The organism is Enterobacter sp. 03-F-07-AD-ECC (genome assembly GCF_047530935.1).
Taxonomy (GTDB): domain Bacteria; phylum Pseudomonadota; class Gammaproteobacteria; order Enterobacterales; family Enterobacteriaceae; genus Enterobacter; species Enterobacter cloacae.
In genome coordinates this window covers 182,809-206,517 of sequence record NZ_JBLKBZ010000007.1, presented here as the reverse complement: position 1 = coordinate 206,517, position 23,709 = coordinate 182,809, and the positions used below count along the sequence as shown (strand labels likewise).

The window sequence follows — 23,709 nt, the reverse complement described above, 5'->3', positions numbered from 1 at the left end:
GCATGAGCCAGGTTAAAGAGGTCATTGTCCAGGGGTTGTGGAAGAACAACTCCGCACTGGTACAGCTGCTGGGATTGTGCCCGCTGCTGGCGGTGACATCCACCGCTACCAACGCATTGGGGCTGGGGCTTGCCACCACGCTGGTGCTGACCCTGACCAACCTCTCCATTTCCACCCTGCGCCGCTGGACGCCGTCGGAAATCCGTATTCCGATTTACGTCATGATCATCGCGTCAGTGGTGAGCGTCGTTCAGATGCTGATTAACGCCTACGCGTTCGGTCTGTATCAGTCACTGGGGATTTTTATTCCGCTGATCGTTACCAACTGTATCGTGGTGGGGCGTGCAGAAGCCTTTGCCGTGAAGAACACCCCGGCGATGTCGGCCCTGGATGGTTTCTCCATCGGAATGGGAGCCACCTGCGCGATGTTCGTTCTGGGCTCACTGCGTGAAATTCTTGGCAACGGTACCCTCTTCGACGGCGCAGACGCGCTGCTGGGAAGCTGGGCTAAAGTTTTACGCATCGAGGTGTTTCATACTGATACGCCGTTCCTGCTGGCTATGCTGCCACCGGGTGCGTTTATTGGCCTTGGCATGATGCTGGCGATAAAATACCTGATTGATGAAAAACGTAAGCGCCGCGCGGCTGAGCGCAGCGTGCAGGAAGGGATACCCGGGAAAGCCTCATGAACAAAGAAAAGCGCATTGCGATCCTCACCCGTCTTCGGGACGCAAACCCGCACCCGACGACTGAGCTGAATTTCACTTCGCCGTTTGAGCTACTGATCGCAGTGCTGCTTTCGGCTCAGGCCACTGACGTGAGCGTGAATAAGGCCACCGCCCTGCTCTATCCGGTGGCCAATACTCCTAAAGCCATGCTGGAGCTGGGCGTGGAAGGGGTGAAGTCTTATATCAAAACCATCGGGCTGTTTAACAGCAAAGCGGAGAACGTCATTAAGACCTGCCGCATTTTGCTGGAGCGTCACGGTGGTGAAGTGCCGGAAGATCGCGAGGCGCTGGAAGCGTTGCCGGGGGTGGGACGTAAAACGGCGAATGTGGTACTGAACACCGCGTTTGGCTGGCCGACCATCGCGGTTGATACCCATATTTTCCGTGTCGCTAACCGAACCAACTTCGCTCCGGGTAAAAATGTCGAACAGGTGGAGGAGAAACTGTTAAAAGTGGTTCCCGCTGAATTCAAAGTCGACTGTCATCACTGGCTTATCCTGCATGGCCGTTATACCTGCATTGCCAGAAAGCCTCGCTGCGGCTCATGTATCATTGAAGATCTCTGCGAATATAAAGAAAAAGTGTATCCCTGAGCGGCGTTATTCCTTTTTACTTTCGCATCATCAAGACCTTACTAAAGGAAGGCTTAACTAAAAACCTTCCTTTAGGCCGCAAGTTGTCCGCTTATGTTCTCTTACGCCCTGTCAATTGTTCGGTTATTTAACGCTCAAACAGGTTAATAGTTTTTTCACTACCGAAAATTTCTATACATTTGTGATCGCGATCACTCTGATAACTTCATGTTGATTTTTTGTTGTCAGATCCCACCTAAACCCTTTGCCAGACAAGATGTAATCCTTCAATGGCCGCAGATAAGACCACTCATTTTTCAGAATATGGGCTATATGACTGCATTTAACGGTAAATAGCAGAACATATCGCCACACAACCCTCTCCGCCGGTTTTTCGCAGTCAAAAAAACCAACAAAACCCATTGTGTGAAATTTAACGCTGAATAACATTTGCAGAAACCGAGGATTATAGCGGCTCAGTTATATGTAACAGATTATTACAAACGTATTGCCAGACGGGTCAGGATAGTGAACATTACCCGCCGTTTCTCCTCCCAATATAACTATAAAGCGGATGGACTCCGACCATCACGCTATGAACACCCCCGTTAATATGGGATGTAAAAAAAGAGGTATATGTGTCAACTGCAAACAATAAACCAACAGATGAAAGCGTGAGTTTGAACGCTTTTAAACAGCCAAAAGCGTTCTATCTCATCTTCTCTATCGAGTTATGGGAGCGTTTTGGTTATTACGGCCTGCAAGGGATCATGGCGGTTTACCTGGTAAAACAGCTGGGTATGTCCGAAGCCGATTCCATCACGCTGTTCTCTTCATTCAGTGCCCTCGTTTACGGTCTGGTCGCGATTGGCGGCTGGCTTGGTGATAAAGTTCTGGGTACGAAGCGTGTCATTATGCTGGGCGCCATTGTTCTGGCAATCGGCTATGGTCTGGTTGCCTGGTCTGGTCATGACGCAGCCGTAGTCTATATGGGTATGGCAACCATCGCCGTTGGTAATGGATTGTTCAAAGCGAACCCGTCATCCCTGCTCTCTACCTGCTACAGCAAAGATGACCCACGTCTGGACGGTGCATTCACCATGTACTACATGTCCATCAACATTGGTTCATTCTTCTCCATGCTGGCAACCCCATGGCTCGCCGCAAAATTCGGCTGGAGCGTGGCGTTTGCGCTGAGCTTTGTCGGTATGCTGATTACCGTTGTGAACTTCCTGTTCTGCCGTAGCTGGGTTAAGGACTACGGTTCAAAACCTGATTTCGAACCGGTGCATATGGGCAAACTGCTGGCCACCATCGTGGGTGTTGTTATCCTCGCGGCCATCGCCACCTGGTTGCTGCATAACCAGGGTGTTGCACGTGCCGTTCTGGGCGTGGTGGCACTGGGTATCGTCATCATCTTCGCGAAAGAAGCCTTCGCGATGCAGGGTGCGGCCCGTCGCAAGATGATTGTGGCCTTCATCCTGATGCTGGAAGCGATTATCTTCTTCGTGCTCTACAGCCAGATGCCTACCTCGCTGAACTTCTTCGCTATTCGCAACGTTGAGCACTCCATCCTGGGTATCGCGTTCGAGCCGGAGCAGTATCAGGCGCTGAACCCGTTCTGGATCATGATTGGTAGCCCAATTCTGGCGGCTATCTATAACAAGATGGGTGACCGTCTGCCAATGCCGCACAAGTTCGCCATCGGTATGGTGCTGTGCTCTGGTGCGTTCCTCGTGCTGCCACTGGGTACCAAATTTGCGACTGACGCCGGTATCGTCTCCGTTAACTGGCTGATCCTGAGCTATGCCCTGCAGTCTATCGGTGAACTGATGATCTCCGGTCTGGGTCTGGCGATGGTTGCACAGCTGGTGCCACAGCGTCTGATGGGCTTCATCATGGGTAGCTGGTTCCTGACCACTGCCGGTGCAGCCATCATCGCAGGTAAAATCGCAAACCTGATGGCGGTGCCTGAGAACGTGACTGACCCGCTGGTCTCCCTGAATGTATACGGTACCGTCTTCCTGCAGATTGGTATCGCAACGGCGGTTATCGCGGCGCTGATGCTGCTGACGGCACCGAAGCTGAACCGTATGACTCAGGACGACGACAAAGCGACGAAAGCGACCGAAACCGCTACCGCGTAACGTTATTGAGAAACGATGAGCCGCTAATTTATTAGCGGCTTTTTTTTTGTTTGCTTGCGCACTAACATAGCTGAAACCTCAGCAAAAAGGAGTTACCGATGAAACTGTTCTACAAACCGGGCGCGTGCTCTCTTGCTTCCCATATTACCCTGCGCGAGAGCGGCAAAGATTTCACGCTGGACGGCGTTGACCTGATGAAAAAGCGCCTGGAAAACGGCGACGATTTTTTTGCGATTAACCCGAAGGGACAAGTTCCGGCCCTGCTTCTGGATGACGGTACCCTGCTGACAGAAGGCGTCGCCATTATGCAGTACCTGGCAGACAGCGTGCCCGATCACCAGCTGCTGGCCCCGGTAAGTACGGTTTCACGCTATAAAACGCTCGAGTGGCTGAACTACATTGCAACCGAACTGCATAAAGGATTTACGCCGTTGTTCCGCCCGGATACACCGGAAGAGTACAAACCGACCGTTCGCGCCCTGCTGGAGAAAAAGCTGCAGTACGTCAATGAGTCATTGAAGGACGACCAGTATATCTGCGGGGCACGCTTCACCATTGCCGATGCGTATCTCTTTACCGTGCTGCGCTGGGCGCGTGCGGTTAAGCTGAATCTGGACGGGTTAGACCATATCGCAGCATATATGACGCGTATGGCGGAGCGCCCTGCGGTGGCCGCGGCGCTGAAAGCGGAAGGATTGAATTAACCGGGTCGTTATTGCCCGGCGGCGCTTCGCTTGCACGGGCCTACGGGATTTGTAGGCCGGGTAAGCGCAGCGCCACCCGGCATAGTTTAGAGCTGTGTTGCGCTGAAATAGTGCTCCGGCTGCGCAATACGATCCTGTGCCGCCACTACCTGCAGTTCGTATTCCTGCATCTCTTTCGTCGCAATCATAATTTCGTACACCGCTGCAGTCACATGCTCAAGCGCTTCGCGCAGCGTCGCCCCCTGTAGCAGTTTCACCAGCAACAATCCGCTGGTCACATCTCCCACGCCAACTGGCTGACGCAGGCCAAAATCTACCAGCGGACGGCTGATGTGCCAGGCTTCGTCTTTGGTCACCAGCAGCATCTCAAAGCGGTCTCTGCTCAGCCCTGCACGGGCGAGATGTTTCACCAGCACAATCTCAGGCCCCTGGGCTATCAGTTCACGAGACGCGCTTACCGCCTCTGCTACGCTGTTAACCGGATGCTCGCAAAGGATCTCCAGCTCAATCAGGTTGGGCGCGATGATATCGCTGGCAGGTAACGCATGGCGAACATGGAATTCAGCCACGCCAGGCGCCACAATGCAGCCTTTTTCCGGATGCCCCATCACCGGATCGCAGAAGTATTTTGCTGCGGGATTGGCTGCTTTAGCCTGGCGAACGATGCCGAGGATATGCTCCCCCTGCTCTGCGGAGCCCAGGTAACCACTCAGAACCGCGTCACAGCGTTTGAGCTGGTCGATATCGGCAATGCCCTGCACGATCTCCGTGAGATGCGAAGGCGTCATCACGCAGCCGGTCCATTTGCCGTATTGTGTATGGTTTGAGAACTGTACGGTATTGAGGGGCCAGACGTTAGCCCCGAGGCGGCGCATCGGGAATTCCGCCGCGCTATTGCCAGCATGTCCAAAAACAACGTGGGACTGAATGGCGAGGATGTTCTTCATTTTATGCTTACCAAACCCTGAAAAAACAAAAAGGGCGTGGTTTCCCACGCCCCTGGAGATTTTTATTTATTTCCAGCAGACCAGACAGTAATTTTTCTTGCCGCGACGCAGCAGCGTGTAGCGGCCATACAGGCGATCGCTGTCGGCGAAGGTGTATTCCGGGTCAGCCTGTTTTTCACCGTTGATGGTGATGGCGTTAGACGCAATGGTTTTACGCGCCTGCCCACGAGACGGCTGCAGCTCAGAGTCCACCAGCGCCTGCATCAGGTCAGCCCCTTTCTCCATCTCAACCATCGGTACGCCATCCTGCGCCAGCTGCTCGAAGTCAGCTTCGCTCAAATCGCTCAGCGTACCGTTGAACAGGCTTGCGGTAATGCGTTTCGCCGCAGCCAGACCTTCTTCACCGTGAACCAGTTTGGTCACTTCATCCGCCAGCACATACTGCGCGCGTGGTGCTTTACCGCTGTTTTTATCTTCTTCTTCCAGGGCGTTGATGGTTTCAATGTCCATGAAGGTGAAGAACTTCAGGAAGCGGTAAACATCGGCGTCCGCGGTGTTGATCCAGAATTGATAGAATTTGTACGGGCTGGTTTTCTTCGGATCGAGCCATACCGCACCGCCTTCGGTTTTACCGAATTTAGTCCCGTCGGCTTTGGTGATCAGCGGAACGGTCAGACCAAACACCTGGTTTTGATGCAGGCGACGTGTCAGATCGATACCGGAAGTAATGTTACCCCACTGGTCAGAACCGCCAATCTGCAGGCAAACGCCGTGCAGTTTGTTCAGACAGGCGAAGTCGTAGCCCTGCAGCAGGTTATAAGAGAATTCAGTAAAGGAGATACCTTGATCGTCACGGTTCAGGCGCTGTTTCACCGCTTCTTTGTTAATCATCTGGTTAACAGAGAAGTGCTTGCCGATGTCACGCAGGAAGGTCAGCACGTTCATGCTGCCAAACCAGTCGTAGTTATTGGCGGCAATCGCGGCGTTATCACCACAGTTGAAGTCGAGGAACGGTGCAACCTGTTTGCGGATCTTATCCACCCACTCCTGCACGGTGTCTTCGGTGTTCAGTTTACGCTCAGCGGCTTTAAAGCTTGGGTCGCCGATCAGACCGGTCGCGCCGCCCACCAGGGCCACAGGCTTATGGCCTGCCATCTGGAAGCGTTTCAGGCATAACAATGGAACAAGATGCCCCAAATGCAAGCTGTCAGCGGTGGGATCAAAGCCGCAATAGAGCGCGATCGGGCCTTGCGCCAGTCGCTCTGCTAACGCTTCCTCGTCCGTCACCTGGGCCACGAGGCCCCGCTCTTGCAATTGTTTAATCAAGTTACTGCTTGCCATCAAATTCTCCATGTATAAACGACTGCACCTTTGCCGGTACACGACTTTTCGCCTGATGCGAAAGGACCATAGAATAAAGCGCAAGCGCGGCGTGCGCTAGCGCTTAAATCAACAAATTTCGGGGATTACGGTGCAAGCCTGTCGATTTTCCAGCCGCCGTTGTCGCGCTGGTATAAAAAGCGGTCGTGCAGGCGATGTTCGCCCCCCTGCCAGAACTCAATCTGCTCGATCGGGATGCGGAAACCGCCCCAGAAGCTGGGCAGTGGAATTTCGCCCTGCTGGAATTTCTGCTTGAGTTCAAGGAATTTGCTTTCCAGCACGCCGCGGGCAGAAATTCGGCTGGACTGTTTTGAGACCCAGGCGCCAATCTGGCTGTCACGCGGGCGGCTGTGGAAGTACTTCACCACTTCCAGTGTGGAAAGGCGCTCCGCTTTTCCTGTGACCATGACCTGGCGTTCCAGCATATGCCAGGGGAACAGGAGACTGATTCGGGGATTGTTCTCTAAATGGTGTGCTTTGCGGCTGCCCAGGTTGGTGTAAAACACCAGCCCTTTCTCGTCATAATGCTTAAGCAGCACGATACGTTGATACGGTTGACCATTTTCGTCCACCGTGGCAACCACCATGGCCGTTGGGTCGGCCAGTTTTGCTTCGCAGGCCTGTTTTAGCCAGCGTTCAAAAAGCACCAGAGGTTCAGCGGGAAGATCCTGGCGACGCAGGCCGCCTTTGGTGTATTCACGGCGCAGATGCGCAATTTGCTGCAGTTCGTCGTTATCAGACATGGCATTAGGTGACGTTGAGATTGGGTGGCGCTATTGTGCGCCGCCCCTGTGAAAATCTCAACGCTTCGGATTTTCGAGCTGGCAATTGTTCAGCACGATGCGGTCGCGTTTGTAGACGGTGGCGCTGTCACCTTTCGACCAGAAGACGTAAATACCGTCGCTGTAGCGCGCGCCGGAGGCGGAGATCCCCTGCTTGAGCGTCAGCAATTTATTGTCATAGACAAAGCTGGCTTCCTGGCGTGGGTTATTAAGCTTGACGGTCAGCGGCTTTTCATCACAGCGATATTCCAGCGTGTCGGTCTGCATGCGCTCAACGAGCTGGTTATAGACGCTGCAGCCTGACAGCAAGACAGGTACAGCAATAAGAAGAAGTTTTTTCATGAGCGTATTCCGAAGACTATCCTGGTCCTGGAGGGCTAACGGGCCCTCCTGTTCCCTTTTATTTTACCGGCGACGCGCTGCGCTGAATTTCAGTTAACTCTGATTATGGCGGGGATTGGCCGGAAAAATGGCACCGAGAACGCTGGCTTCGCGTGCGCCGGTGACTGAGGGCAAATTCCCCGGCAGCCCGGCAACGGTACGCCAGGCAAGCCAGGCGAAGGCCAGCGCTTCCATGTCGTCTCCGCTGATGCCGGCTTCATCGGTGGTTGTCACTTCGGTGCCCGGCAACAACCCGGCAAGGCGCGCCATCACCAGCGGGTTGCGGCTTCCGCCCCCGCAGACCAGCAGACGTTCGCAGCCACCGCTCAAAAGTACCTGTTCTGATATGGAGACCGCCGTGAGCTCGGCCAGCGTCGCCTGAACATCCTGCGGTGCCAGCGCCGGGAACCGAGCCAGCTGACGTTCAAGCCAGCCATAGTTAAAATACTCGCGTCCCGTGCTTTTTGGTGCCGGCAGGGCAAACCAGGGATCGCTAAGCATGGACTGCAGCAGCGGGATAATGACTTTGCCTTCGCTCGCCCACTCCGCGTCTTTATCATACGGTTTACCGCACTGACGCCAGATCCAGGCATCCATCAGCATGTTACCCGGGCCGGTATCATATCCCCGTACCGGCTGGCCCGGGATCAGCATCGACAGGTTGGCAATACCGCCAATGTTAAGCACCATACGGCGCTCTGACGGGTGCCCCAGCAACGCCTGGTGGAAGGCCGGCACCAGCGGCGCACCTTGCCCGCCCAGCGCGATGTCGCGACGCCGGAAATCACCCACGACCGTGACGCCCGTTTTTGCCACAATCTGATTATTATCGCCAATTTGCAGGGTATGCGGCGCATCGCCAGTGGGTTCGTGCCAGACGGTCTGCCCGTGACAGCCAATCGCGACCACATCCTGCGGCCGGAGATTCTCTTTATGCATCAGCGCCAGCACCGCATCGGCAAACAGCGCCCCCAGCCTGACATCAAGCTGTCCAAGCTGCGAAAGCGTCAGCTGTTGCCCCTGGCAGATGCTCAGGATCTCCTCTTTCAGCGAAACAGGGATAGGCCAGGTCAGACTTGCCTGTTGTGCCACCATGTTTTCGTCTATGGCGGCCAGAACGACATCTACCCCATCCAGACTGGTGCCAGACATCACACCAATATAGCGACCCGATTTCATGCGCTTTCCTTACGTTGCGTGGGCTAAGGATAACCACTCAACCATAAACAGCCCCGCTTTGCCATCAGGCGATAATATTTTTTAACACTCTCAGTGAGGTAACGCGTCGAAATTTTGTTTATCTCTCGTTAAGTCAAATTCAAGTACAATTTTCCGATTGTTAGTGCAAAGATATGAACGATGGCCCTTTATGCCATATAATTTAGCCATAACGGATGCCCGGATTGGGCGTTTTTGGTGAACAGGAGATTCAAATGATTTTACGTGTACTGGGCGTTTCGCTGATTGGTTTAACTCTGGCTGGCTGTGTGAATGACAGTTCACTTTCTGGCGACGTTTATAGCGCTTCTGAAGCGAAACAGGTTCAGAACGTGACTTACGGTACGATTGTTAACGCACGTCCTGTTCAAATTCAGGGTGGTGACGAGAACAACGTCATGGGTGCCATCGGCGGTGCGGTTCTGGGTGGCTTCCTGGGTAACACCGTAGGCGGTGGTACAGGCCGTTCTCTGGCGACTGCGGCAGGTGCCGTTGCGGGTGGCGTAGCAGGCCAGGGCGTTCAGGGTGCGATGAATAAAACCCAGGGCGTAGAGCTGGAAATCCGTAAAGACGACGGCAGCACCATTATGGTTGTGCAGAAACAGGGCAGCACCCGCTTCTCTGCCGGTCAGCGCGTCGTGCTGGCAAGCAACGGTAGCCAGGTTACCGTTTCTCCGCGTTAATTCATAAAAAGGATGTGGCTGCCAGGCCGCATCCTTTTACAAATAGCATCATTATAATAAATAGTTTTACAAAATTTATTCAGGCAATGAATAATTAACCACGCCGTATCTTGTTCCTGCGCAAAGTATTCCCCTCTCTTTTGCATTAGGCTAATCTCAATTAACTTTTTTATTTATTATTTTCGTTGAAACATACTTATGCTTGCGATCTCCCGGTACGTGAAAAAGCCCTATATTCCATTCTGTTTAGGGTGCATTGTCGTCATTGGAATATTACAAATTTTATTTTTAAAACTGGTCGAATGGGTTCCCTCTTTCTCACCGCTTTTATTCCCTACACTCACCATTTTTTTACTGGTATTCCATCTGTTTATTGCCTGCTTTATGGCCATGAAATACTGGTGTGACAGAAGACGGTTGTACCTGATTGCTATCGCTTTTGCCTTTGCCGGTTCAGCCATGCTGATGGTGGGTACGCTTACTAGTTTCCCGGCCTGGCTTGATCTCTACCAGCTCAACGTCGTGGACTATAACGATACGATGATCTTCTTTATGTACCGCCATCTGTTAATGGCGGTGCTGATGATTGCGTCGGCCCTGCTGTATATCGTCAGGGATAATCCGCTTTCACGTGCGGCGCATATCGCCATCGTTGCCGGTACATTTCTGTTTATGGTGGGCATGGTGCTGTTGGCCTGGCTTAGCTCCAGCCACTCATCATTAATGTCGTTAGACCTGGTGGATAATGAAACCCATCAATTTATGGTTCTCTGGAGCCATGCAATAAATATCGTCTTGATTATTCTTTGGGTGGTGACATTAGCAACGCTAATGGTTATTACCCGCGTACGCAATATTTTTTGGGTGGGCGGTAATTTTTTATGTGTCTGTTATATCGTGACGCTCGCGATGCTATTAGCAGGCGGACACGCGGAGGATATTTCCTGGTATCGAGCGCGCTTATTTGAAACTGTTGCGACGTTATTGATTATTTTTGTTCTGCTTTATGATGTCTTTAGACTCTATCGCGACTCGCATTTGAAATATCAACAGTCGTATCAAAACTCGATTCGCGATCCTCTGACCCGCCTCTACAATCGCAGCTATTTTTACGACTCGCTAAACCAGGCACTCGGTGCCTGTAAAGCCAGCCGTCCGGTTTCGGTTATCGTCAGCGATCTCGACCGCTTCAAGCGCATCAACGACTGCTACGGCCATCTGCAGGGCGACAAAGTGTTGCAGTTTGTGGCGCATCTGCTGATGGATTCTGTACGGCCTCAGGATATTGCCGCACGTATTGGCGGTGAGGAATTTGTGTTGATGTTAACCAACACCCCTTCAGCAGCCGCGTACCAGGTGGCGGAACGCATCCGCCTGAAACTGAGCAGCTTTGATAAGACCAGCAGCGGGGGACAGCTTCCGGAGCCCATTACCATCAGCATGGGCGTCTTTACGGCAACGTCCGTGGAGACGACGGCTGAAGAGTGTGTGGAAAAGGCTGATAAAGCGATGTATGAGGCGAAAGAGACGGGTCGCAACCGGGTGATCGTCTCCAGATGATAAAAGGCCTTGCGAATGCAAGGCCTGATAAGGTCAGGCGTCGCGTGCCTGCAGGTCGTGAATGTTCTGCTCAAGGCGTCCAATCAGACTGATGAGCATTTCAAGCTCCGCAGGGGAAACCCCGGACAGGATCTCACCGCGCGTTTTGGTAATCACTGCTTCCATTTCAGTGATAATGGGAGCCGCTTTCTCAGTGAGTTTAATTCGCTTGGCGCGACGGTCGCTGGCACAGGTTTGTCGGGAGATCAGCCCCTTCTCTTCCAGTTGGTCAAGCGTACGCACCAGCGACGGCTGCTCAATACCAATCGCCTTTGCCAGTTGAATTTGTGACTGGTCGGGCGGCAGCTGATGAATGTTGTGCAGCGTGACCCAATGCGTCTGTGTCAATTCCAGAGGTTTCAGGCGATGGTCAATCAGAGCACGCCAGACGCGTACCAACCTTGCCAGATCAGAACCTAATGGCGATTCCAATTTCATCTCCTTATAATTAGCTTGCTAAGTTATTATACTGATTTTAGAATAGTGTGCAGCATTTGTATTGCCAAAACAAATGCATTACGACATTCATCAAATTTAAAAGTATGACTTACACTGAAAAGTGATGTTCCATCTCATTAAGACAAGCCATTCCGGCATTCTGTTCACTGCAAAGGATCTCTGCTCGTGACGTTTTTTCATCGCTCAGAGGGGCTGCCCCTTCAGGACCTGATCTTCGGTGCATCAGTCTACTTTCCTCCCCTGTTTAAAGCCGTTCTGGTGGGCTTTGTGATCTGGCTTGTCGCGCATCGTCTGCTCCGCGACTGGATGTATTCTGGCGAGATCTGGCACCCCATGCTGATGGATCTCTCCCTGTTCGCTCTCTCCGTGTCTCTTGGCCTTGCTGTGCTGATTGTGTGGTGATTATGCCCCTGAAAACGCTGAAGTACTTTTCCACCCTCTTTGTCCTGGCTCTGGCCCTGGTTGCCGGCTGGTGGCTGTGGAATTTTTATATGCAGTCACCCTGGACACGCGACGGTAAAATTCGCGCTGAACAGGTGAGTATCACCCCGCAGGTATCTGGCAGTATCACGGCGCTTCTGGTTAAGGATAACCAGTTTGTTAAAAAGGGAGATGTTTTATTCCGCATTGACGATACCCCGTACCATATTGCGATCCTAAACGCCCAGGCGCAGCTGGCTAAGGCCCAGACTGAACTGGCGAAAGCGAACAACGAAGCCACGCGTCGTCGGCATTTATCACAAAACTATATCTCTGCCGAAGACCTGGATACCGCCAACATCAACGTCAAGGCGATGCAGGCCAACGTCAATGTGGCAGAGGCAACGCTCAAACAGGCGCAATGGGAACTGACGCAAACCGTGGTACAGGCCCCTGTCGATGGCTGGGTGACGAACCTCTCTGCCCGCGTGGGTAATTATGCCACCACCGGCCAACCGATTTTCGCGCTGGTCGACAGCCACTCGTTTTACGTCGTGGGCTATTTTGAAGAGACCAAACTTCGCCATATTCGGGAAGGTGCCCCTGCCACAATAACGCTTTATAGCGGCTCGCAAAGGTTACAGGGTCACGTTTCCAGCATTGGCCGTGCCATTTACGATCAGAGCGTTGAAACCGATTCTGGCCTGGTTCCCGACATCAAACCTAATGTCCCCTGGGTGCGCCTGGCCCAGCGCGTGCCGGTTCGGGTTGAATTTGACCGCTTACCGCAGGGGTTAACGCTGGTCTCCGGCACAACCTGTACTGTCTCGATCGGAACACCCTGATGAATGCCTTCTCCTGGCGAAATCTGCCGTGGATGAAAGCAACGCGCCCTCAGTGGCGCTACGCCCTGCGCAATGGCATTGCCATGTGCCTTGCGCTGACCGTCGCCTACTATCTGAACCTTGACGAGCCTTACTGGGCCATGACCTCCGCGGCGGTCGTGAGCTTCCCGACCGTTGGCGGAGTGATCAGTAAAAGCCTTGGGCGCATCGCGGGCAGCCTGCTCGGTGCCACTGCGGCGCTGATCATTGCAGGCCATACCCTGAACGATCCGTGGCTTTTTTTACTGAGCATGGCGGCATGGCTGGGATGCTGTACCTGGGCCTGCGCCCACTTTACTAATAACGTCGCCTACGCCTTCCAGCTGGCGGGCTATACCGCCGCGATTATTGCCTTTCCGGTAGTTAACGTTCTTGATACCACCGAGTTATGGGATATCGCCCAGGCGCGCGTCTGTGAAGTTATTGTCGGTATTCTGAGCGGCGGGTTTATGATGATGATCCTGCCCAGCACCTCCGACGGCACCGCGCTTATCACGGCGCTGAAGACCATGCATACCCGCTTGCTGGAACATGCGAGCCTGCTCTGGCAGCCGGATACAAACGATGAGATTCGCCTGGCGCATGAAAAGGTGATTGGTCAGATCCTGACCATGAATCTGTTACGCATTCAGGCCTTCTGGAGCCATTATCGTTTTCGCCGCCAGAATACCCTGCTGAACTACCTGCTTCACCAGCAGCTACGGATGACCAGTGCGATCTCCAGCCTGCGCCGGATGTTACTCAACTGGTCAACGCCACCGGAAAACACCCGCGCCATCATTGAAACGCTGCTCGCAGCCCTTGCCCGCCCGGATGCCGACATCTACACGGTGGCCCGCATTATCGCCCCGCTTGCGCCGAAAGATGAGTACGATTATCGCCACCGCGCCTTCTGGCAACGTCTGAACTACTTTTGCCGCCTGTATCTGCGCAGCAGTCGCTGGATCAAGGCCGTTGAAAATGCCACGCCGATAACGGAATTCGCCGTTCCCAGTAGCCCGGCGCTGGCGCGGCACACTGACTATCTGGAAGCGCTGTGGAGCGGTTTTCGAACCTTTTGCGCCCTGACGCTGGTGGGGGCATGGAGCATCACCACGCAGTGGGAATCTGGCTCCGCCGCGCTCACGCTGGCCGCCATCAGTTGCGTGCTCTACTCCGTCGCCGCCTCGCCGTTCAACTCGCTTACGCTGCTGCTGCGCACGCTGGTGTTGTTATCGCTGTTCAGCTTTGTGGTCAAGTTCGGCCTGATGGTGCAGATAAGCGACCTGTGGCAGTTCCTGCTGTTTCTGTTTCCGCTGTTAACCACGATGCAGCTTCTGAAGCTGCAAATGCCCAAACTGGCGGGGCTCTGGGGTCAGTTGATTGTCTTTATGGGCTCGTTTATCTCAGTCACAAACCCGCCGGTTTATGATTACGCCGATTTTCTCAATGATAATCTGGCAAAAATCCTGGGCGTGGGTCTGGCGTGGCTGGCTTTTGCCGTATTACGCCCCGGCTCAGACGCGCGTAAAAGCCGACGCCATATCCGCGAGCTTCGTCGGGGGTTTGTCGATCAGCTCAGCCGTAAACCGCATCTGCGTGAAAGTGAGTATGAATCCCTGGTGTACCACCATGTCAGCCAGCTCAATAACAGCCAGGACTCGCTTTCCCGCCGCTGGCTGCTGCGCTGGGGAGTGGTCCTGCTGAACTGTTCCCACGTGGTCTGGCAACTTCGCGCATGGGAGACGCGGTCCGATCCGCTCTCGCAGGTGCGCGACGTGTGCATCTCTCTGCTACGCGATGTGATGAGTGAACGCGGCGTTCAGCAACGCCCGCTGGAAGCGACGCTGACTGAACTGCAGCGGATCTGCGACAGTCTTGCTCACCACCATCAGCCCGCCGCGCGTGATTTAGCGTCGATAATCTGGCGGCTGCACTGTTCCCTCTCGCAGCTGGAACAAGCGCCACCGCCGGGGACGATTGGGGATCAGATCACCCCGCAGGCATAGCGTGCCCCGCCACCGCCAAGCGGTTTCGGCTGATCGGACATATTGTCGCCGCCGACGTGGATCATTAGCGCCTTGCCTTTCACCTCATCCAGCTTTTTGAGGCGTGGCGCCACAACCGGATCCGTGGCTTTGCCGTCATTATTTACCACCAGCACGGGCAGATCGCCCAGATGGCCCATTCCGTTCGGGCCCTCATGCTTACCGGAATGTTGTGGGTCAAGGTGGCCGCCTGCCGCCTCTGCTGCCGAGGGTTTACCCTCTTTTAACGCGGGCTGACAACTCCCCTTGGCATGAACATGAAAACCATGTTCGCCGGGAGGCAGGGCCTTGAGATCGGGCGCAAATTCCAGTCCTTTGTCGGTTTCAGTGATTTTCACTGTGCCGATGGACTGACCTACGCCCTGCGAGGTGACGAGATTCATTTCTACTTCATCGCTGGCTGCCTGCGCCCCTGCGCAAACAACCAGCGTGACCAGTGCCAGAGCAAAACGCTTCATATGACCTCCGCTGGTTATTTTTTGCCTCTTAAGTGTATACCAGAGGCAAAGATTTCACCGGAAAGTCACATTTTTACCGGTTTACGGAACGTCGTAACCGAGCGCAGCTTTGCGGATGCGGAACCACTGCTGACGGCTCATCTGCAGCTCTTCAGCCGCCAGGGCAGAACGCACGCGTTCAATTTTACCGGAACCAATAATCGGTAGCGGTTTCGACGGCAGACGTAGGATCCACGCGTAAACCACCTGTTCGATGTTCTCAGCGTTCAGTTCACGGGCAATGGTTTCCAGCTCATTGCGCAGCGGCTGGAATTCATCGTCATTGAACAGACGACCGCCCCCGAGGCAGGACCACGCCATAGGACGGATGCGCAGCTGTTGCAGCTGATCGAGCGTACCATCCAGCAACAATGGCTGATGCACCGGGGAGATTTCCACCTGGTTGGTGGCCAGGGTAAAGGGCAGACGAGACTGCAGCAGCGCAAACTGCGCCGGGGTAAAGTTTGAGACGCCAAAATGACGCACTTTGCCGCTTTGATGCAGCGCCAGGAAGGCTTCGGCGACCTCATCGGCATCCATTAACGGGTCGGGACGGTGGATCAGCAGCAGGTCGATATGATCCGTCGCCAGGTTCACCAGCGACTGCTCGGCGCTTTTGATGATGTGTGCGCTGTCGGTAATGTAATGACCAAGGGTATGTTCAGGTTTTGCCGTCGTGGCAATACCGCATTTGGTGACAATTTCCATCCGCTCACGCAGCGCCGGAACCAGCTTGAGGGCTTCTCCGAACGCCGCTTCACACGCATAGCCGCCATAAATGTCAGCATGATCGACGGTGGTGATCCCTAAATCGAGGTGCTCCTCAATGAAGCTCGCCAGTTGCAGGGGGGACATATTCCAGTCCATCAGGCGCCAGTAACCCATCACAAAGCGGGAGAATTCTGGCCCCTGGGGGGCAAGGGTAATACGCTGAACCATAACATTTTCCTCAAGGAAGTGATGTCATGAGTATACGCAATAAGCGTGTTAAAACAGTGAAGGTTGCTGGGGTTCTTCGGTTTCACCCGGCTTGTTTGCACGTATTTTGCGCAGAAACCGCTGGCGGCAGAGGCGAAGCACCTCCTGCTTTTGCGTGTCGCTGAAATTTTGCCAGTTAAACCGCTCGTCGCGGGTACGCATACACCCACGGCAATAACCGCGTTCATCCACCTGACAAATCCCCCGGCACGGGCTCTGGATGGGGAAAAACTCCAGCTGCTCTGCCACGTTCACCTCCGAATACCGACACTCACCTACAGTGAAGACGTTAAACGCCCCACGTGCAAGGGCTTTACCACAGTTTTGTGGCATTAAGGTTTCACTAATCTTCCCTCTCTATACTCGCCTCATCAATATGATGACAGGTTTCTTTTCGATGTGGTTAACGAAGAAGTTACAGTGTAACGATATAAAATTCACTCTGGGTTGTGCGCTTTTCTTTACGCTGATAAACGCACTGTTTATTCAACGTAGCTGGGCCATTATTGCCCCGGCAAGGCTTCACGATATTCTTTTTGCCGCGTCCGTGCCGCTGGTGCTGTTCTGCGGCTGGGTGATTGTCTTCAGCCTGCTCAATATCCCCTTTATCCGTAAGCCGCTGCTGATCGTCTTAACCGTCGGCTGTGCCGCGGCAACGTACTTTATGTATACCTATGGCGCGGTGATCGATCAGAACATGATTGTTAACGTGTTCGAAACCAACTCTCAGGAAGCCACAGCGCTGGTCACGCCGCAGATGATTCTGTGGATTGTCATAGCAGGACTGGTTCCTTCCGTGGTGTTGGCGATGACGCGTATTCAAACCGGAAAATGGTGGTATGCGCTGCTGATGCGCGTTGCCGCCATGCTTGGCGCCCTGCTGGTGATCATCCTCGTCGCCGCCGTGTTTTATAAAGATTATGCGTCGCTGTTTCGCAACAATAAGAGCATCGTCAAGATGGTCACCCCTGCTAACTACGTCAGCGCCATGATGAAATACAGCAAAATGCGCTGGTTCGAAGGTGACCAAACGCTGGTGCGTATAGGTGAAGATGCGCATAAAGGCCCGCTGATTGCAGGTCAGAACAAGAAAACGGTTCTGGTGCTGGTTGTCGGTGAAGCCTCACGTGCCGCGAACTACTCGCTGAATGGTTATGGCCGTGAAACGAACCCGGAACTGAAAAAGCAGGATGTCATCAACTTCCCGCAGGCCACGTCATGCGGCACCGAAACGGCCGTTTCCGTTCCCTGCATGTTCTCCGGGATGACGCGCAGCAAATACGATGCCGACCTGGCGCATCACCAGGAAGGGTTGCTCGATGTGCTCAAACACGCGGGAATTAACCTGCTGTGGCGCGACAATGACGGCGGCTGCAAAGGTGCCTGCGACCGCGTACCCCATACCGATATGACCCAGTGGAACCTGGATCAGTTCTGCAAAGACAAGTCCTGTATTGATGATGTGAACTTCTACCGTCTCGACAACGTGCTGGACGGCCTGAAACAGGACACCGTACTGGTTATCCACCTGATGGGCAGCCACGGCCCGGCTTACTATCACCGTTACCCGGACAATTTCCGCAAATTCACCCCAACCTGCGACACCAATGAGATTCAGGATTGCGATCACCAGGCGCTGATGAATACCTATGACAACACCATTCTGTATACCGACAGCGTGGTCAGCAAAACCATCGATGCGCTGAAGGCACGTCAGGCAAATATGAACACCGCGCTGATTTACCTTTCCGACCACGGCGAATCGCTGGGCGAAAGCGGAATTTATCTGCACGGCACGCCATACATGCTGGCGCCAGAGCAACAAACGCACATTCCGTTCATGTTCTGGTTATCACCGGACTACGCGAAACACTTTGGTATCAACGCGCAGTGCCTGCGCGACTATGCAGCAAAAAATGCGGTTTCGCAGGATAATCTGTTCTCTACCGTACTGGGTATGATGGATGTGAAATCAACGACTTATCAGCAACAACTGGATATTCTGAACGCATGTCGTCAGTAAACGCCCTTGCAATAGACCGAACGGTCTATTAGAGTTTGGCCATGAGCAGAAATACTGAACACGATACACGCGAACATTTACTGGCGACCGGCGAGCGGCTTTGCATGCATCGCGGGTTTACCGGTATGGGGTTAAGCGAGTTACTTAAAACCGCTGAAGTGCCAAAGGGGTCGTTTTATCACTACTTCCGATCCAAAGAGGCGTTTGGCGTGGCGATGCTGGAGCGGCACTATGCCAGCTACCATCAACGCCTGGCTACCCATTTCGCCAGTGGTGAAGGAAACTATCGGGATCGTGTTCTCAACTACTATCAGGAAACGCTGAACCAGTTCTGTCAGCAGGGCATTATCAGCGGTTGCCTGACGGTAAAACTCTCTGCAGAAGTGTGCGATCTCTCCGAAGATATGCGCGCGGCAATGGATAAAGGTGCCAGCGGCGTGATCGCCCTGCTGGCGCAGGCGCTTGAGAACGGCCGCCGTGAAAAAACGCTGGCCTTCGCCGGTGAGGCGTTAACCCAGGCGCAAGTTTTATATTCGCTCTGGTTAGGGGCGAACCTGCAGGCCAAAATTTCCCGCAGTGCCGTGCCGCTGGAAAGCGCACTGGCACATGTTAATAGCAGCATTACTGCGCCTGGTGTGTAGCAGGCGTTTTTATTTACTTAATTACTAGTCGACTGGTCTACTCAGGAGTCGTTATGTCAGCTGAAAAACTTTTCACCCCACTGAAAGTGGGCGCCGTCACCGCACCAAACCGCGTGTTTATGGCCCCACTCACCCGTCTGCGCAGCATTGAGCCGGGTGATATCCCAACCCCACTGATGGGTGAATACTATCGTCAGCGCGCCAGCTCTGGCCTCATCATCACTGAAGCCACGCAGATTTCCGCACAGGCGAAGGGATATGCCGGCGCACCAGGCCTGCACAGCCCGGAGCAGATTGCCGCCTGGAAGAAAATCACCGCTGGCGTTCACGCCGAAGAGGGTCGCATTGCGGTTCAGCTGTGGCACACCGGTCGTATATCTCACAGCAGCATTCAGCCTGGCGGACAGGCACCGGTTTCCGCGTCGGCCCTGAATGCGAATACCCGCACTTCCCTGCGCGATGAAAACGGTAACGCGATCCGCGTCGATACCTCAACGCCACGCGCCCTTGAGCTGGATGAGATCCCGGGTATCGTGAACGATTTCCGTCAGGCGGTGGCTAACGCCCGCGAAGCCGGTTTTGATCTGGTTGAACTGCACTCCGCGCACGGATACCTCCTGCACCAGTTCCTTTCACCGTCGTCCAACCACCGCACCGACCAGTACGGCGGTAACGTCGAAAACCGCGCCCGTCTGGTGCTGGAAGTGGTTGATGCCGTTTGTCAGGAGTGGAGCCCGGACCGTATTGGTATTCGCGTCTCCCCAATCGGTACGTTCCAGAACGTCGACAACGGTCCGAACGAAGAAGCGGACGCGCTGTATCTGATTGAAGAACTGGCGAAACGCGGTATCGCGTATCTGCACATGTCCGAGCCGGACTGGGCCGGTGGTCAGCCTTACTCTGAGGCTTTCCGCCAGAAAGTGCGCGAGCGTTTCCACGGGGTGATCATCGGTGCGGGGGCCTATACGCCTGAGAAAGCCGAAGATCTGATTAATAAAGGGTTGATCGACGCCGTGGCCTTTGGTCGTGATTACATTGCCAACCCGGACCTGGTTGCCCGTCTGCAGCAGAAAGCAGCGCTGAACCCACAGCGCCCGGAAAGCTTCTACGGCGGCGGCGCGGAAGGCTATACCGACTACCCTACGCTGTAATCTCTCCGTTGTGCATTGATAGCGGCGGCCTTTCGCCGCTATACTAAAACATCGTTTCTGTTCAAAAAGATACTCTACTCCATTGGTTAATGAGGAAATTATGCGCCTACTTCACACCATGCTGCGCGTTGGCGATCTGCAACGTTCCATCGATTTCTACACTAACGTACTGGGTATGAAGCTGCTGCGCACCAGCGAAAACCCGGAATACAAATACTCGCTGGCATTCGTGGGTTACGGCCCGGAAACGGATGAAGCGGTTATCGAACTGACCTATAACTGGGGCGTCGACAGCTATGAGCTGGGCACGGCGTATGGCCACATCGCGCTGGAAGTGGACAACGCGGCAGAAGCCTGTGAACGCATTCGCAGCAACGGTGGCAACGTCACGCGTGAAGCGGGCCCGGTAAAAGGCGGCACCACCGTGATTGCGTTTGTTGAAGATCCAGACGGTTATAAAATCGAGCTGATTGAAGCCAAAGACGCCGGTCGCGGTCTGGGCAACTGATCCCTCAGGGCGCACTATGCGCCCGTTGTTTTACTGCATCCCACGCCAAAATTTGCCATAATGCGCTCTGCTTTTTTCCCCTTGTAAGAGACCCTGATGTCCGATAACGCTCAACTTACCGGTCTGTGCGACCGTTTTCGTGGTTTTTATCCTGTTGTCATTGATGTCGAAACAGCCGGATTTAACGCTAAAACCGATGCGCTGCTTGAAATTGCCGCCATCACGTTGAAGATGGATGAAGAGGGCTGGCTTACACCGGACACCACGCTGCATTTCCACGTTGAGCCCTTTGAAGGCGCAAACCTGCAGCCAGAGGCGCTGGCGTTTAATGGCATCGATCCGCATAACCCGCTGCGCGGTGCGGTGAGCGAATATGACGCGCTGCACGCCATTTTCAAAATGGTGCGTAAAGGCATGAAAGAGAGCAACTGCAGCCGCGCCATTATGGTGGCGCATAACGCCACGTTCGATCACAGCTTTACGATGGCCGCCGCCGAGCGAGCCTCTCTTAAGCGTAACCCCTTCCACCCGTTTGTGACCTTTGACACCGCCGCACTGAGTGGCCTGGCGCTGGGACAAACGGTCTTGTCAAAAGCCTGTATTACGGCCGGGATTGAGTTTGACGGCACGCAAGCGCACTCCGCGCTGTATGATACGGAGCGCACCGCAGAGCTGTTCTGTGAAATAGTCAACCGCTGGAAGCGTCTGGGCGGCTGGCCGCTGGCGATGGGCGACAGCGAAGAATAAAAAAAAGCGACCTCTTAAGGTCGCTTTTTTGTTTGCGCAGAAAATTACTCTGCGTCCGGCTCTTCGGTTTTGTACTTCGCCGCCGTCTCTTTGATTAGCTGCTGCAGTTCGCCGCGCTGATACATTTCAATCAGGATATCGCAACCGCCAACCAGTTCACCGTCGACCCACAGCTGCGGGAACGTCGGCCAGTTCGCGTATTTTGGCAGCTCAGCGCGGATGTCCGGGTTCTGCAGGATATCAACGTAAGCAAAACGTTCACCACAGGCAGACAGCGCCTGAACCGCTTGCGCGGAGAAGCCACAGCTTGGCAGCTTCGGAGAACCTTTCATATACAGCAGAATCGGGTTTTCAGCGATCTGGCGCTGGATTTTTTCAATAGTGGTGCTCATGTCTTGCTTCCTTTAACTTCTGTTACGGCATTAGTCTGACATTGTAGCGGTTCAGACTGGCATCGGAAAATAACATTTTTGTCACGTATAGCTATTTTATCGCGAGTGGCGAAAAGTTGCATTGTAAATGGTGCTTAACCCTGCGGCAGGCAGGGTTTTGCTTAGGGCGTGAACAATTGTGCGACAAATCGATGAATTTTTTTGCACTTGCTAACGAAACAGGTTTTTAGATTGAAAAATGCTATTAACTTCTCGGGTTTTTATGGATTAGAATCGACGGGCTTTGTAAATCACACGCGGGTATTATTGATGACCTGCATTTATCAGGGGACTGCCCAGTGGCGCGGATAAATAAAATCTCGATCACGCTCTGTGCTTTACTGTTTACATCACTCTCTTTCACGCCAGTGGCAAACGCCTCTCAACAGGCGCGGCACTCTGCTGTGCAAAAAACGCATCTGGCAAAAACCACAGAACGTAAAAAAAAGACTACCAGTAAGAACGAAAAGAAAAAAACAACCGCTCAAACGAAAAAGACCGCCTCCAGCAAATCGAAATCAACATCTTCCCGCACTGCCCTCGCATCGAAACGTAAAGCCTCAAAAACTGCTGCCAACCTCGTAACGGAAAAATGCACCACGCGCAAAGGGCATAAAGCCAAATGCACGAAAGTGACAAAAATTGCCGACGCGCATAAGGTTCGGGTACAGAAAGCGCAAAAAACGGCGATGAATAAGCTGATGGGGCAAATTGGCAAACCGTATCGCTGGGGTGGCACCTCTCCCCGCACCGGTTTTGACTGCAGCGGGCTGGTGTATTACGCCTATAAAGATCTGGTGAAATTCCGCATTCCGCGTACCGCCAATGAAATGTACCACCTGCGCGACGCCGCCCCCGTTAACCGTGGCGAGCTGCAAAATGGCGATCTGGTCTTCTTCCGCACCCAGGGTCGCGGTACGGCTGATCACGTCGGCGTGTATGTGGGTAACGGGAAGTTTATTCAGTCCCCACGAAGCGGTCAGGACATTCAGATCACCTCGCTTAGCGAAGACTACTGGGTGCGTCACTACGTCGGCGCACGCCGCGTCATGACGCCGAAAACCATCCGCTAAACCCTGCCCTGCCGTCACTACGGCAGGGTAAGTTCCTCTTTTGCATACCCTTTCAATTTGCTATCCTGTCCTTGTTGTCTGTGTGGTTATTGGCAACGCAAAATACAATAAGGAGAGAAGCAATGTCGTTCGAATTACCTGCACTACCGTATGCAAAAGACGCCCTGGCACCGCACATTTCTGCGGAAACCCTGGAATATCATTACGGCAAACATCACCAGACCTATGTCACCAACCTGAACAACCTGATCAAGGGCACCGATTTTGAAGGCAAAACGCTGGAAGAGATCGTCCGCAGTTCAGACGGTGGCGTATTCAACAACGCTGCTCAGGTGTGGAACCACACCTTCTACTGGCACTGCCTGGCACCAAATGCTGGCGGCGAGCCGACCGGCGAACTGGCTGCTGCGATTAACGCCGCCTTTGGCAGCTTTGCGGAGTTCAAAGCGAAATTTACCGATGCCGCAATCAAAAACTTCGGTTCTGGCTGGACATGGCTGGTAAAAGAGGCCGATGGCAAACTGGCTATCGTCTCCACGTCTAACGCGGGTACACCACTGACCACCAGCGCGACTCCGCTGATGACCGTGGATGTCTGGGAACACGCATACTACATTGATTACCGTAACGCGCGTCCTAACTACCTGGAGCACTTCTGGGCACTGGTTAACTGGAACTTTGTGGCGAAGAACTTCGCCGCGTAAGAGAGACGCAGAAGGGTTTCCCCTT

At 53.8% G+C, this 23,709-nt stretch carries 26 protein-coding genes; 16 read left to right on the top strand and 10 right to left on the bottom strand.

The window, feature by feature from the left end:
• The first annotated feature begins 2 nt into the window (after positions 1-2).
• The 4 genes from ACMWKA_RS13485 to gstA all read left to right on the top strand — a co-directional run bounded on the left by ACMWKA_RS13485 (position 3) and on the right by gstA (position 4,151).
• Entirely contained in the window at positions 3-689 is a 687-nt protein-coding gene (locus ACMWKA_RS13485) for an electron transport complex subunit E (RefSeq protein WP_023622212.1), read from the top strand.
• Entirely contained in the window at positions 686-1,321 is a 636-nt protein-coding gene (gene nth, locus ACMWKA_RS13480) for an endonuclease III (RefSeq protein ID WP_020688297.1), read from the top strand. Before ACMWKA_RS13485 ends, nth begins: the two co-directional genes overlap by 4 nt.
• Before the next feature lie 617 nt (positions 1,322-1,938).
• Positions 1,939-3,447 carry a dipeptide/tripeptide permease DtpA gene (gene dtpA / locus ACMWKA_RS13475; protein WP_013096905.1) on the top strand — a complete coding sequence of 503 codons (1,509 nt, stop codon included), beginning with the start codon at positions 1,939-1,941 and terminating at the stop codon, positions 3,445-3,447.
• A gap of 98 nt (positions 3,448-3,545) precedes the next feature.
• Complete coding sequence (gstA, locus tag ACMWKA_RS13470) at positions 3,546-4,151, top strand: glutathione transferase GstA (RefSeq protein WP_414760322.1); 606 nt, start codon at positions 3,546-3,548, stop codon at positions 4,149-4,151.
• A gap of 86 nt (positions 4,152-4,237) precedes the next feature.
• On the opposite strand, the gene pdxY is transcribed toward gstA, so the two are convergent.
• The 5 genes from pdxY to anmK all read right to left on the bottom strand — a co-directional run bounded on the left by pdxY (position 4,238) and on the right by anmK (position 8,820).
• Positions 4,238-5,098 carry a pyridoxal kinase PdxY gene (gene pdxY, locus ACMWKA_RS13465; protein WP_097534337.1) on the bottom strand — a complete coding sequence of 287 codons (861 nt, stop codon included), beginning with the start codon at positions 5,096-5,098 and terminating at the stop codon, positions 4,238-4,240.
• Between the two features lie 66 nt (positions 5,099-5,164).
• Positions 5,165-6,439: a tyrosine--tRNA ligase gene (gene tyrS, locus ACMWKA_RS13460; RefSeq protein ID WP_014831636.1), complete on the bottom strand. Its 1,275-nt coding sequence runs from the start codon at positions 6,437-6,439 to the stop codon at positions 5,165-5,167.
• A 125-nt stretch (positions 6,440-6,564) separates the two neighbouring features.
• Complete coding sequence (pdxH, locus tag ACMWKA_RS13455) at positions 6,565-7,221, bottom strand: pyridoxamine 5'-phosphate oxidase (RefSeq protein ID WP_013096909.1); 657 nt, start codon at positions 7,219-7,221, stop codon at positions 6,565-6,567.
• Between the two features lie 57 nt (positions 7,222-7,278).
• Positions 7,279-7,602, bottom strand: a complete 324-nt coding sequence (gene mliC, locus ACMWKA_RS13450) for a C-type lysozyme inhibitor (protein WP_013096910.1) — start codon at positions 7,600-7,602, stop codon at positions 7,279-7,281.
• Positions 7,603-7,695: 93 nt separating this feature from the next.
• Positions 7,696-8,820 carry an anhydro-N-acetylmuramic acid kinase gene (gene anmK / locus ACMWKA_RS13445; protein ID WP_029882777.1) on the bottom strand — a complete coding sequence of 375 codons (1,125 nt, stop codon included), beginning with the start codon at positions 8,818-8,820 and terminating at the stop codon, positions 7,696-7,698.
• A 254-nt stretch (positions 8,821-9,074) separates the two neighbouring features.
• Here anmK and slyB point away from each other — a divergent pair, with 254 nt between their 5' ends.
• On the top strand, positions 9,075-9,542 hold the full coding sequence (gene slyB / locus ACMWKA_RS13440) for an outer membrane lipoprotein SlyB (protein WP_013096912.1): 468 nt from the start codon (positions 9,075-9,077) through the stop codon (positions 9,540-9,542).
• A gap of 198 nt (positions 9,543-9,740) precedes the next feature.
• Entirely contained in the window at positions 9,741-11,102 is a 1,362-nt protein-coding gene (locus ACMWKA_RS13435; RefSeq protein WP_040023036.1) for a GGDEF domain-containing protein, read from the top strand.
• 33 nt (positions 11,103-11,135) lie between these two features.
• On the opposite strand, the gene slyA is transcribed toward ACMWKA_RS13435, so the two are convergent.
• Entirely contained in the window at positions 11,136-11,579 is a 444-nt protein-coding gene (gene slyA, locus ACMWKA_RS13430; protein ID WP_020688303.1) for a transcriptional regulator SlyA, read from the bottom strand.
• Between the two features lie 186 nt (positions 11,580-11,765).
• Here slyA and ACMWKA_RS13425 point away from each other — a divergent pair, with 186 nt between their 5' ends.
• From ACMWKA_RS13425 to ACMWKA_RS13415, 3 genes are read left to right on the top strand one after another with little or no spacing between them, the layout of a single operon-like run.
• On the top strand, positions 11,766-12,002 hold the full coding sequence (locus ACMWKA_RS13425; protein WP_013096914.1) for a DUF1656 domain-containing protein: 237 nt from the start codon (positions 11,766-11,768) through the stop codon (positions 12,000-12,002).
• Between the two features lie 2 nt (positions 12,003-12,004).
• Positions 12,005-12,865 carry an HlyD family secretion protein gene (locus tag ACMWKA_RS13420; RefSeq protein WP_013096915.1) on the top strand — a complete coding sequence of 287 codons (861 nt, stop codon included), beginning with the start codon at positions 12,005-12,007 and terminating at the stop codon, positions 12,863-12,865.
• Positions 12,865-14,892, top strand: coding sequence for an FUSC family protein (locus ACMWKA_RS13415; RefSeq protein ID WP_130626028.1), 2,028 nt, complete (start codon positions 12,865-12,867; stop codon positions 14,890-14,892). The genes ACMWKA_RS13420 and ACMWKA_RS13415 overlap by 1 nt, the downstream gene beginning before the upstream one ends.
• Here the strand turns inward: ACMWKA_RS13415 and sodC are convergent.
• From sodC to ACMWKA_RS13400, 3 genes are all read right to left on the bottom strand, one after another.
• Entirely contained in the window at positions 14,871-15,389 is a 519-nt protein-coding gene (gene sodC / locus ACMWKA_RS13410) for a superoxide dismutase [Cu-Zn] SodC (RefSeq protein WP_013096917.1), read from the bottom strand. The genes ACMWKA_RS13415 and sodC overlap by 22 nt on opposite strands.
• 81 nt (positions 15,390-15,470) lie before the next feature.
• Complete coding sequence (locus ACMWKA_RS13405; protein ID WP_013096918.1) at positions 15,471-16,367, bottom strand: aldo/keto reductase; 897 nt, start codon at positions 16,365-16,367, stop codon at positions 15,471-15,473.
• A 48-nt stretch (positions 16,368-16,415) separates the two neighbouring features.
• Positions 16,416-16,655 carry a DUF1289 domain-containing protein gene (locus ACMWKA_RS13400; RefSeq protein WP_013096919.1) on the bottom strand — a complete coding sequence of 80 codons (240 nt, stop codon included), beginning with the start codon at positions 16,653-16,655 and terminating at the stop codon, positions 16,416-16,418.
• Between the two features lie 148 nt (positions 16,656-16,803).
• Here ACMWKA_RS13400 and eptA point away from each other — a divergent pair, with 148 nt between their 5' ends.
• From eptA to rnt, 5 genes are all read left to right on the top strand, one after another.
• A complete protein-coding gene (gene eptA, locus ACMWKA_RS13395; RefSeq protein WP_097534256.1) occupies positions 16,804-18,429 on the top strand; it encodes a phosphoethanolamine transferase EptA in 1,626 nt (541 codons plus the stop codon).
• Positions 18,430-18,470: 41 nt separating this feature from the next.
• On the top strand, positions 18,471-19,070 hold the full coding sequence (locus ACMWKA_RS13390; RefSeq protein ID WP_028028082.1) for a TetR/AcrR family transcriptional regulator: 600 nt from the start codon (positions 18,471-18,473) through the stop codon (positions 19,068-19,070).
• A 53-nt stretch (positions 19,071-19,123) separates the two neighbouring features.
• Positions 19,124-20,221, top strand: a complete 1,098-nt coding sequence (locus ACMWKA_RS13385; RefSeq protein ID WP_013096922.1) for an alkene reductase — start codon at positions 19,124-19,126, stop codon at positions 20,219-20,221.
• 100 nt (positions 20,222-20,321) lie between these two features.
• Positions 20,322-20,729, top strand: a complete 408-nt coding sequence (gloA, locus tag ACMWKA_RS13380) for a lactoylglutathione lyase (protein WP_013096923.1) — start codon at positions 20,322-20,324, stop codon at positions 20,727-20,729.
• Between the two features lie 96 nt (positions 20,730-20,825).
• Complete coding sequence (gene rnt, locus ACMWKA_RS13375) at positions 20,826-21,476, top strand: ribonuclease T (RefSeq protein ID WP_013096924.1); 651 nt, start codon at positions 20,826-20,828, stop codon at positions 21,474-21,476.
• 44 nt (positions 21,477-21,520) lie between these two features.
• Here rnt and grxD read toward each other — a convergent pair whose 3' ends face one another.
• Positions 21,521-21,868 (bottom strand): monothiol glutaredoxin 4, encoded by a 348-nt coding sequence (gene grxD / locus ACMWKA_RS13370; RefSeq protein WP_003832760.1) that lies wholly within the window; start codon positions 21,866-21,868, stop codon positions 21,521-21,523.
• Between the two features lie 338 nt (positions 21,869-22,206).
• Between grxD and ACMWKA_RS13365 the strand changes: the two genes are divergently transcribed.
• Positions 22,207-22,980, top strand: a complete 774-nt coding sequence (locus tag ACMWKA_RS13365; RefSeq protein ID WP_161657528.1) for a C40 family peptidase — start codon at positions 22,207-22,209, stop codon at positions 22,978-22,980.
• 122 nt (positions 22,981-23,102) lie between these two features.
• Positions 23,103-23,684, top strand: coding sequence for a superoxide dismutase [Fe] (gene sodB / locus ACMWKA_RS13360; RefSeq protein ID WP_414760321.1), 582 nt, complete (start codon positions 23,103-23,105; stop codon positions 23,682-23,684).
• The last annotated feature ends 25 nt before the right edge of the window (positions 23,685-23,709 follow it).

Excerpts from the sequence above, each read along its gene's own strand:
- ACMWKA_RS13385 (WP_013096922.1), top strand. The coding sequence starts at position 19,124 with ATGTCAGCTGAAAAACTTTTCACCCCACTGAAAGTGGGCGCCGTCACC.
- ACMWKA_RS13415 (WP_130626028.1), top strand. The coding sequence starts at position 12,865 with ATGAATGCCTTCTCCTGGCGAAATCTGCCGTGGATGAAAGCAACGCGC.
- ACMWKA_RS13420 (WP_013096915.1), top strand. The coding sequence starts at position 12,005 with ATGCCCCTGAAAACGCTGAAGTACTTTTCCACCCTCTTTGTCCTGGCT.
- mliC (WP_013096910.1), bottom strand. The coding sequence starts at position 7,602 with ATGAAAAAACTTCTTCTTATTGCTGTACCTGTCTTGCTGTCAGGCTGC.
- slyB (WP_013096912.1), top strand. The coding sequence starts at position 9,075 with ATGATTTTACGTGTACTGGGCGTTTCGCTGATTGGTTTAACTCTGGCT.
- gstA (WP_414760322.1), top strand. The coding sequence starts at position 3,546 with ATGAAACTGTTCTACAAACCGGGCGCGTGCTCTCTTGCTTCCCATATT.
- ACMWKA_RS13485 (WP_023622212.1), top strand. The coding sequence starts at position 3 with ATGAGCCAGGTTAAAGAGGTCATTGTCCAGGGGTTGTGGAAGAACAAC.
- ACMWKA_RS13390 (WP_028028082.1), top strand. The coding sequence starts at position 18,471 with ATGAGCAGAAATACTGAACACGATACACGCGAACATTTACTGGCGACC.
- pdxY (WP_097534337.1), bottom strand. The coding sequence starts at position 5,098 with ATGAAGAACATCCTCGCCATTCAGTCCCACGTTGTTTTTGGACATGCT.
- pdxH (WP_013096909.1), bottom strand. The coding sequence starts at position 7,221 with ATGTCTGATAACGACGAACTGCAGCAAATTGCGCATCTGCGCCGTGAA.
- grxD (WP_003832760.1), bottom strand. The coding sequence starts at position 21,868 with ATGAGCACCACTATTGAAAAAATCCAGCGCCAGATCGCTGAAAACCCG.
- anmK (WP_029882777.1), bottom strand. The coding sequence starts at position 8,820 with ATGAAATCGGGTCGCTATATTGGTGTGATGTCTGGCACCAGTCTGGAT.
- slyA (WP_020688303.1), bottom strand. The coding sequence starts at position 11,579 with ATGAAATTGGAATCGCCATTAGGTTCTGATCTGGCAAGGTTGGTACGC.
- tyrS (WP_014831636.1), bottom strand. The coding sequence starts at position 6,439 with ATGGCAAGCAGTAACTTGATTAAACAATTGCAAGAGCGGGGCCTCGTG.
- sodC (WP_013096917.1), bottom strand. The coding sequence starts at position 15,389 with ATGAAGCGTTTTGCTCTGGCACTGGTCACGCTGGTTGTTTGCGCAGGG.
- rnt (WP_013096924.1), top strand. The coding sequence starts at position 20,826 with ATGTCCGATAACGCTCAACTTACCGGTCTGTGCGACCGTTTTCGTGGT.
- nth (WP_020688297.1), top strand. The coding sequence starts at position 686 with ATGAACAAAGAAAAGCGCATTGCGATCCTCACCCGTCTTCGGGACGCA.
- sodB (WP_414760321.1), top strand. The coding sequence starts at position 23,103 with ATGTCGTTCGAATTACCTGCACTACCGTATGCAAAAGACGCCCTGGCA.
- ACMWKA_RS13405 (WP_013096918.1), bottom strand. The coding sequence starts at position 16,367 with ATGGTTCAGCGTATTACCCTTGCCCCCCAGGGGCCAGAATTCTCCCGC.
- ACMWKA_RS13435 (WP_040023036.1), top strand. The coding sequence starts at position 9,741 with ATGCTTGCGATCTCCCGGTACGTGAAAAAGCCCTATATTCCATTCTGT.
- gloA (WP_013096923.1), top strand. The coding sequence starts at position 20,322 with ATGCGCCTACTTCACACCATGCTGCGCGTTGGCGATCTGCAACGTTCC.
- eptA (WP_097534256.1), top strand. The coding sequence starts at position 16,804 with ATGTGGTTAACGAAGAAGTTACAGTGTAACGATATAAAATTCACTCTG.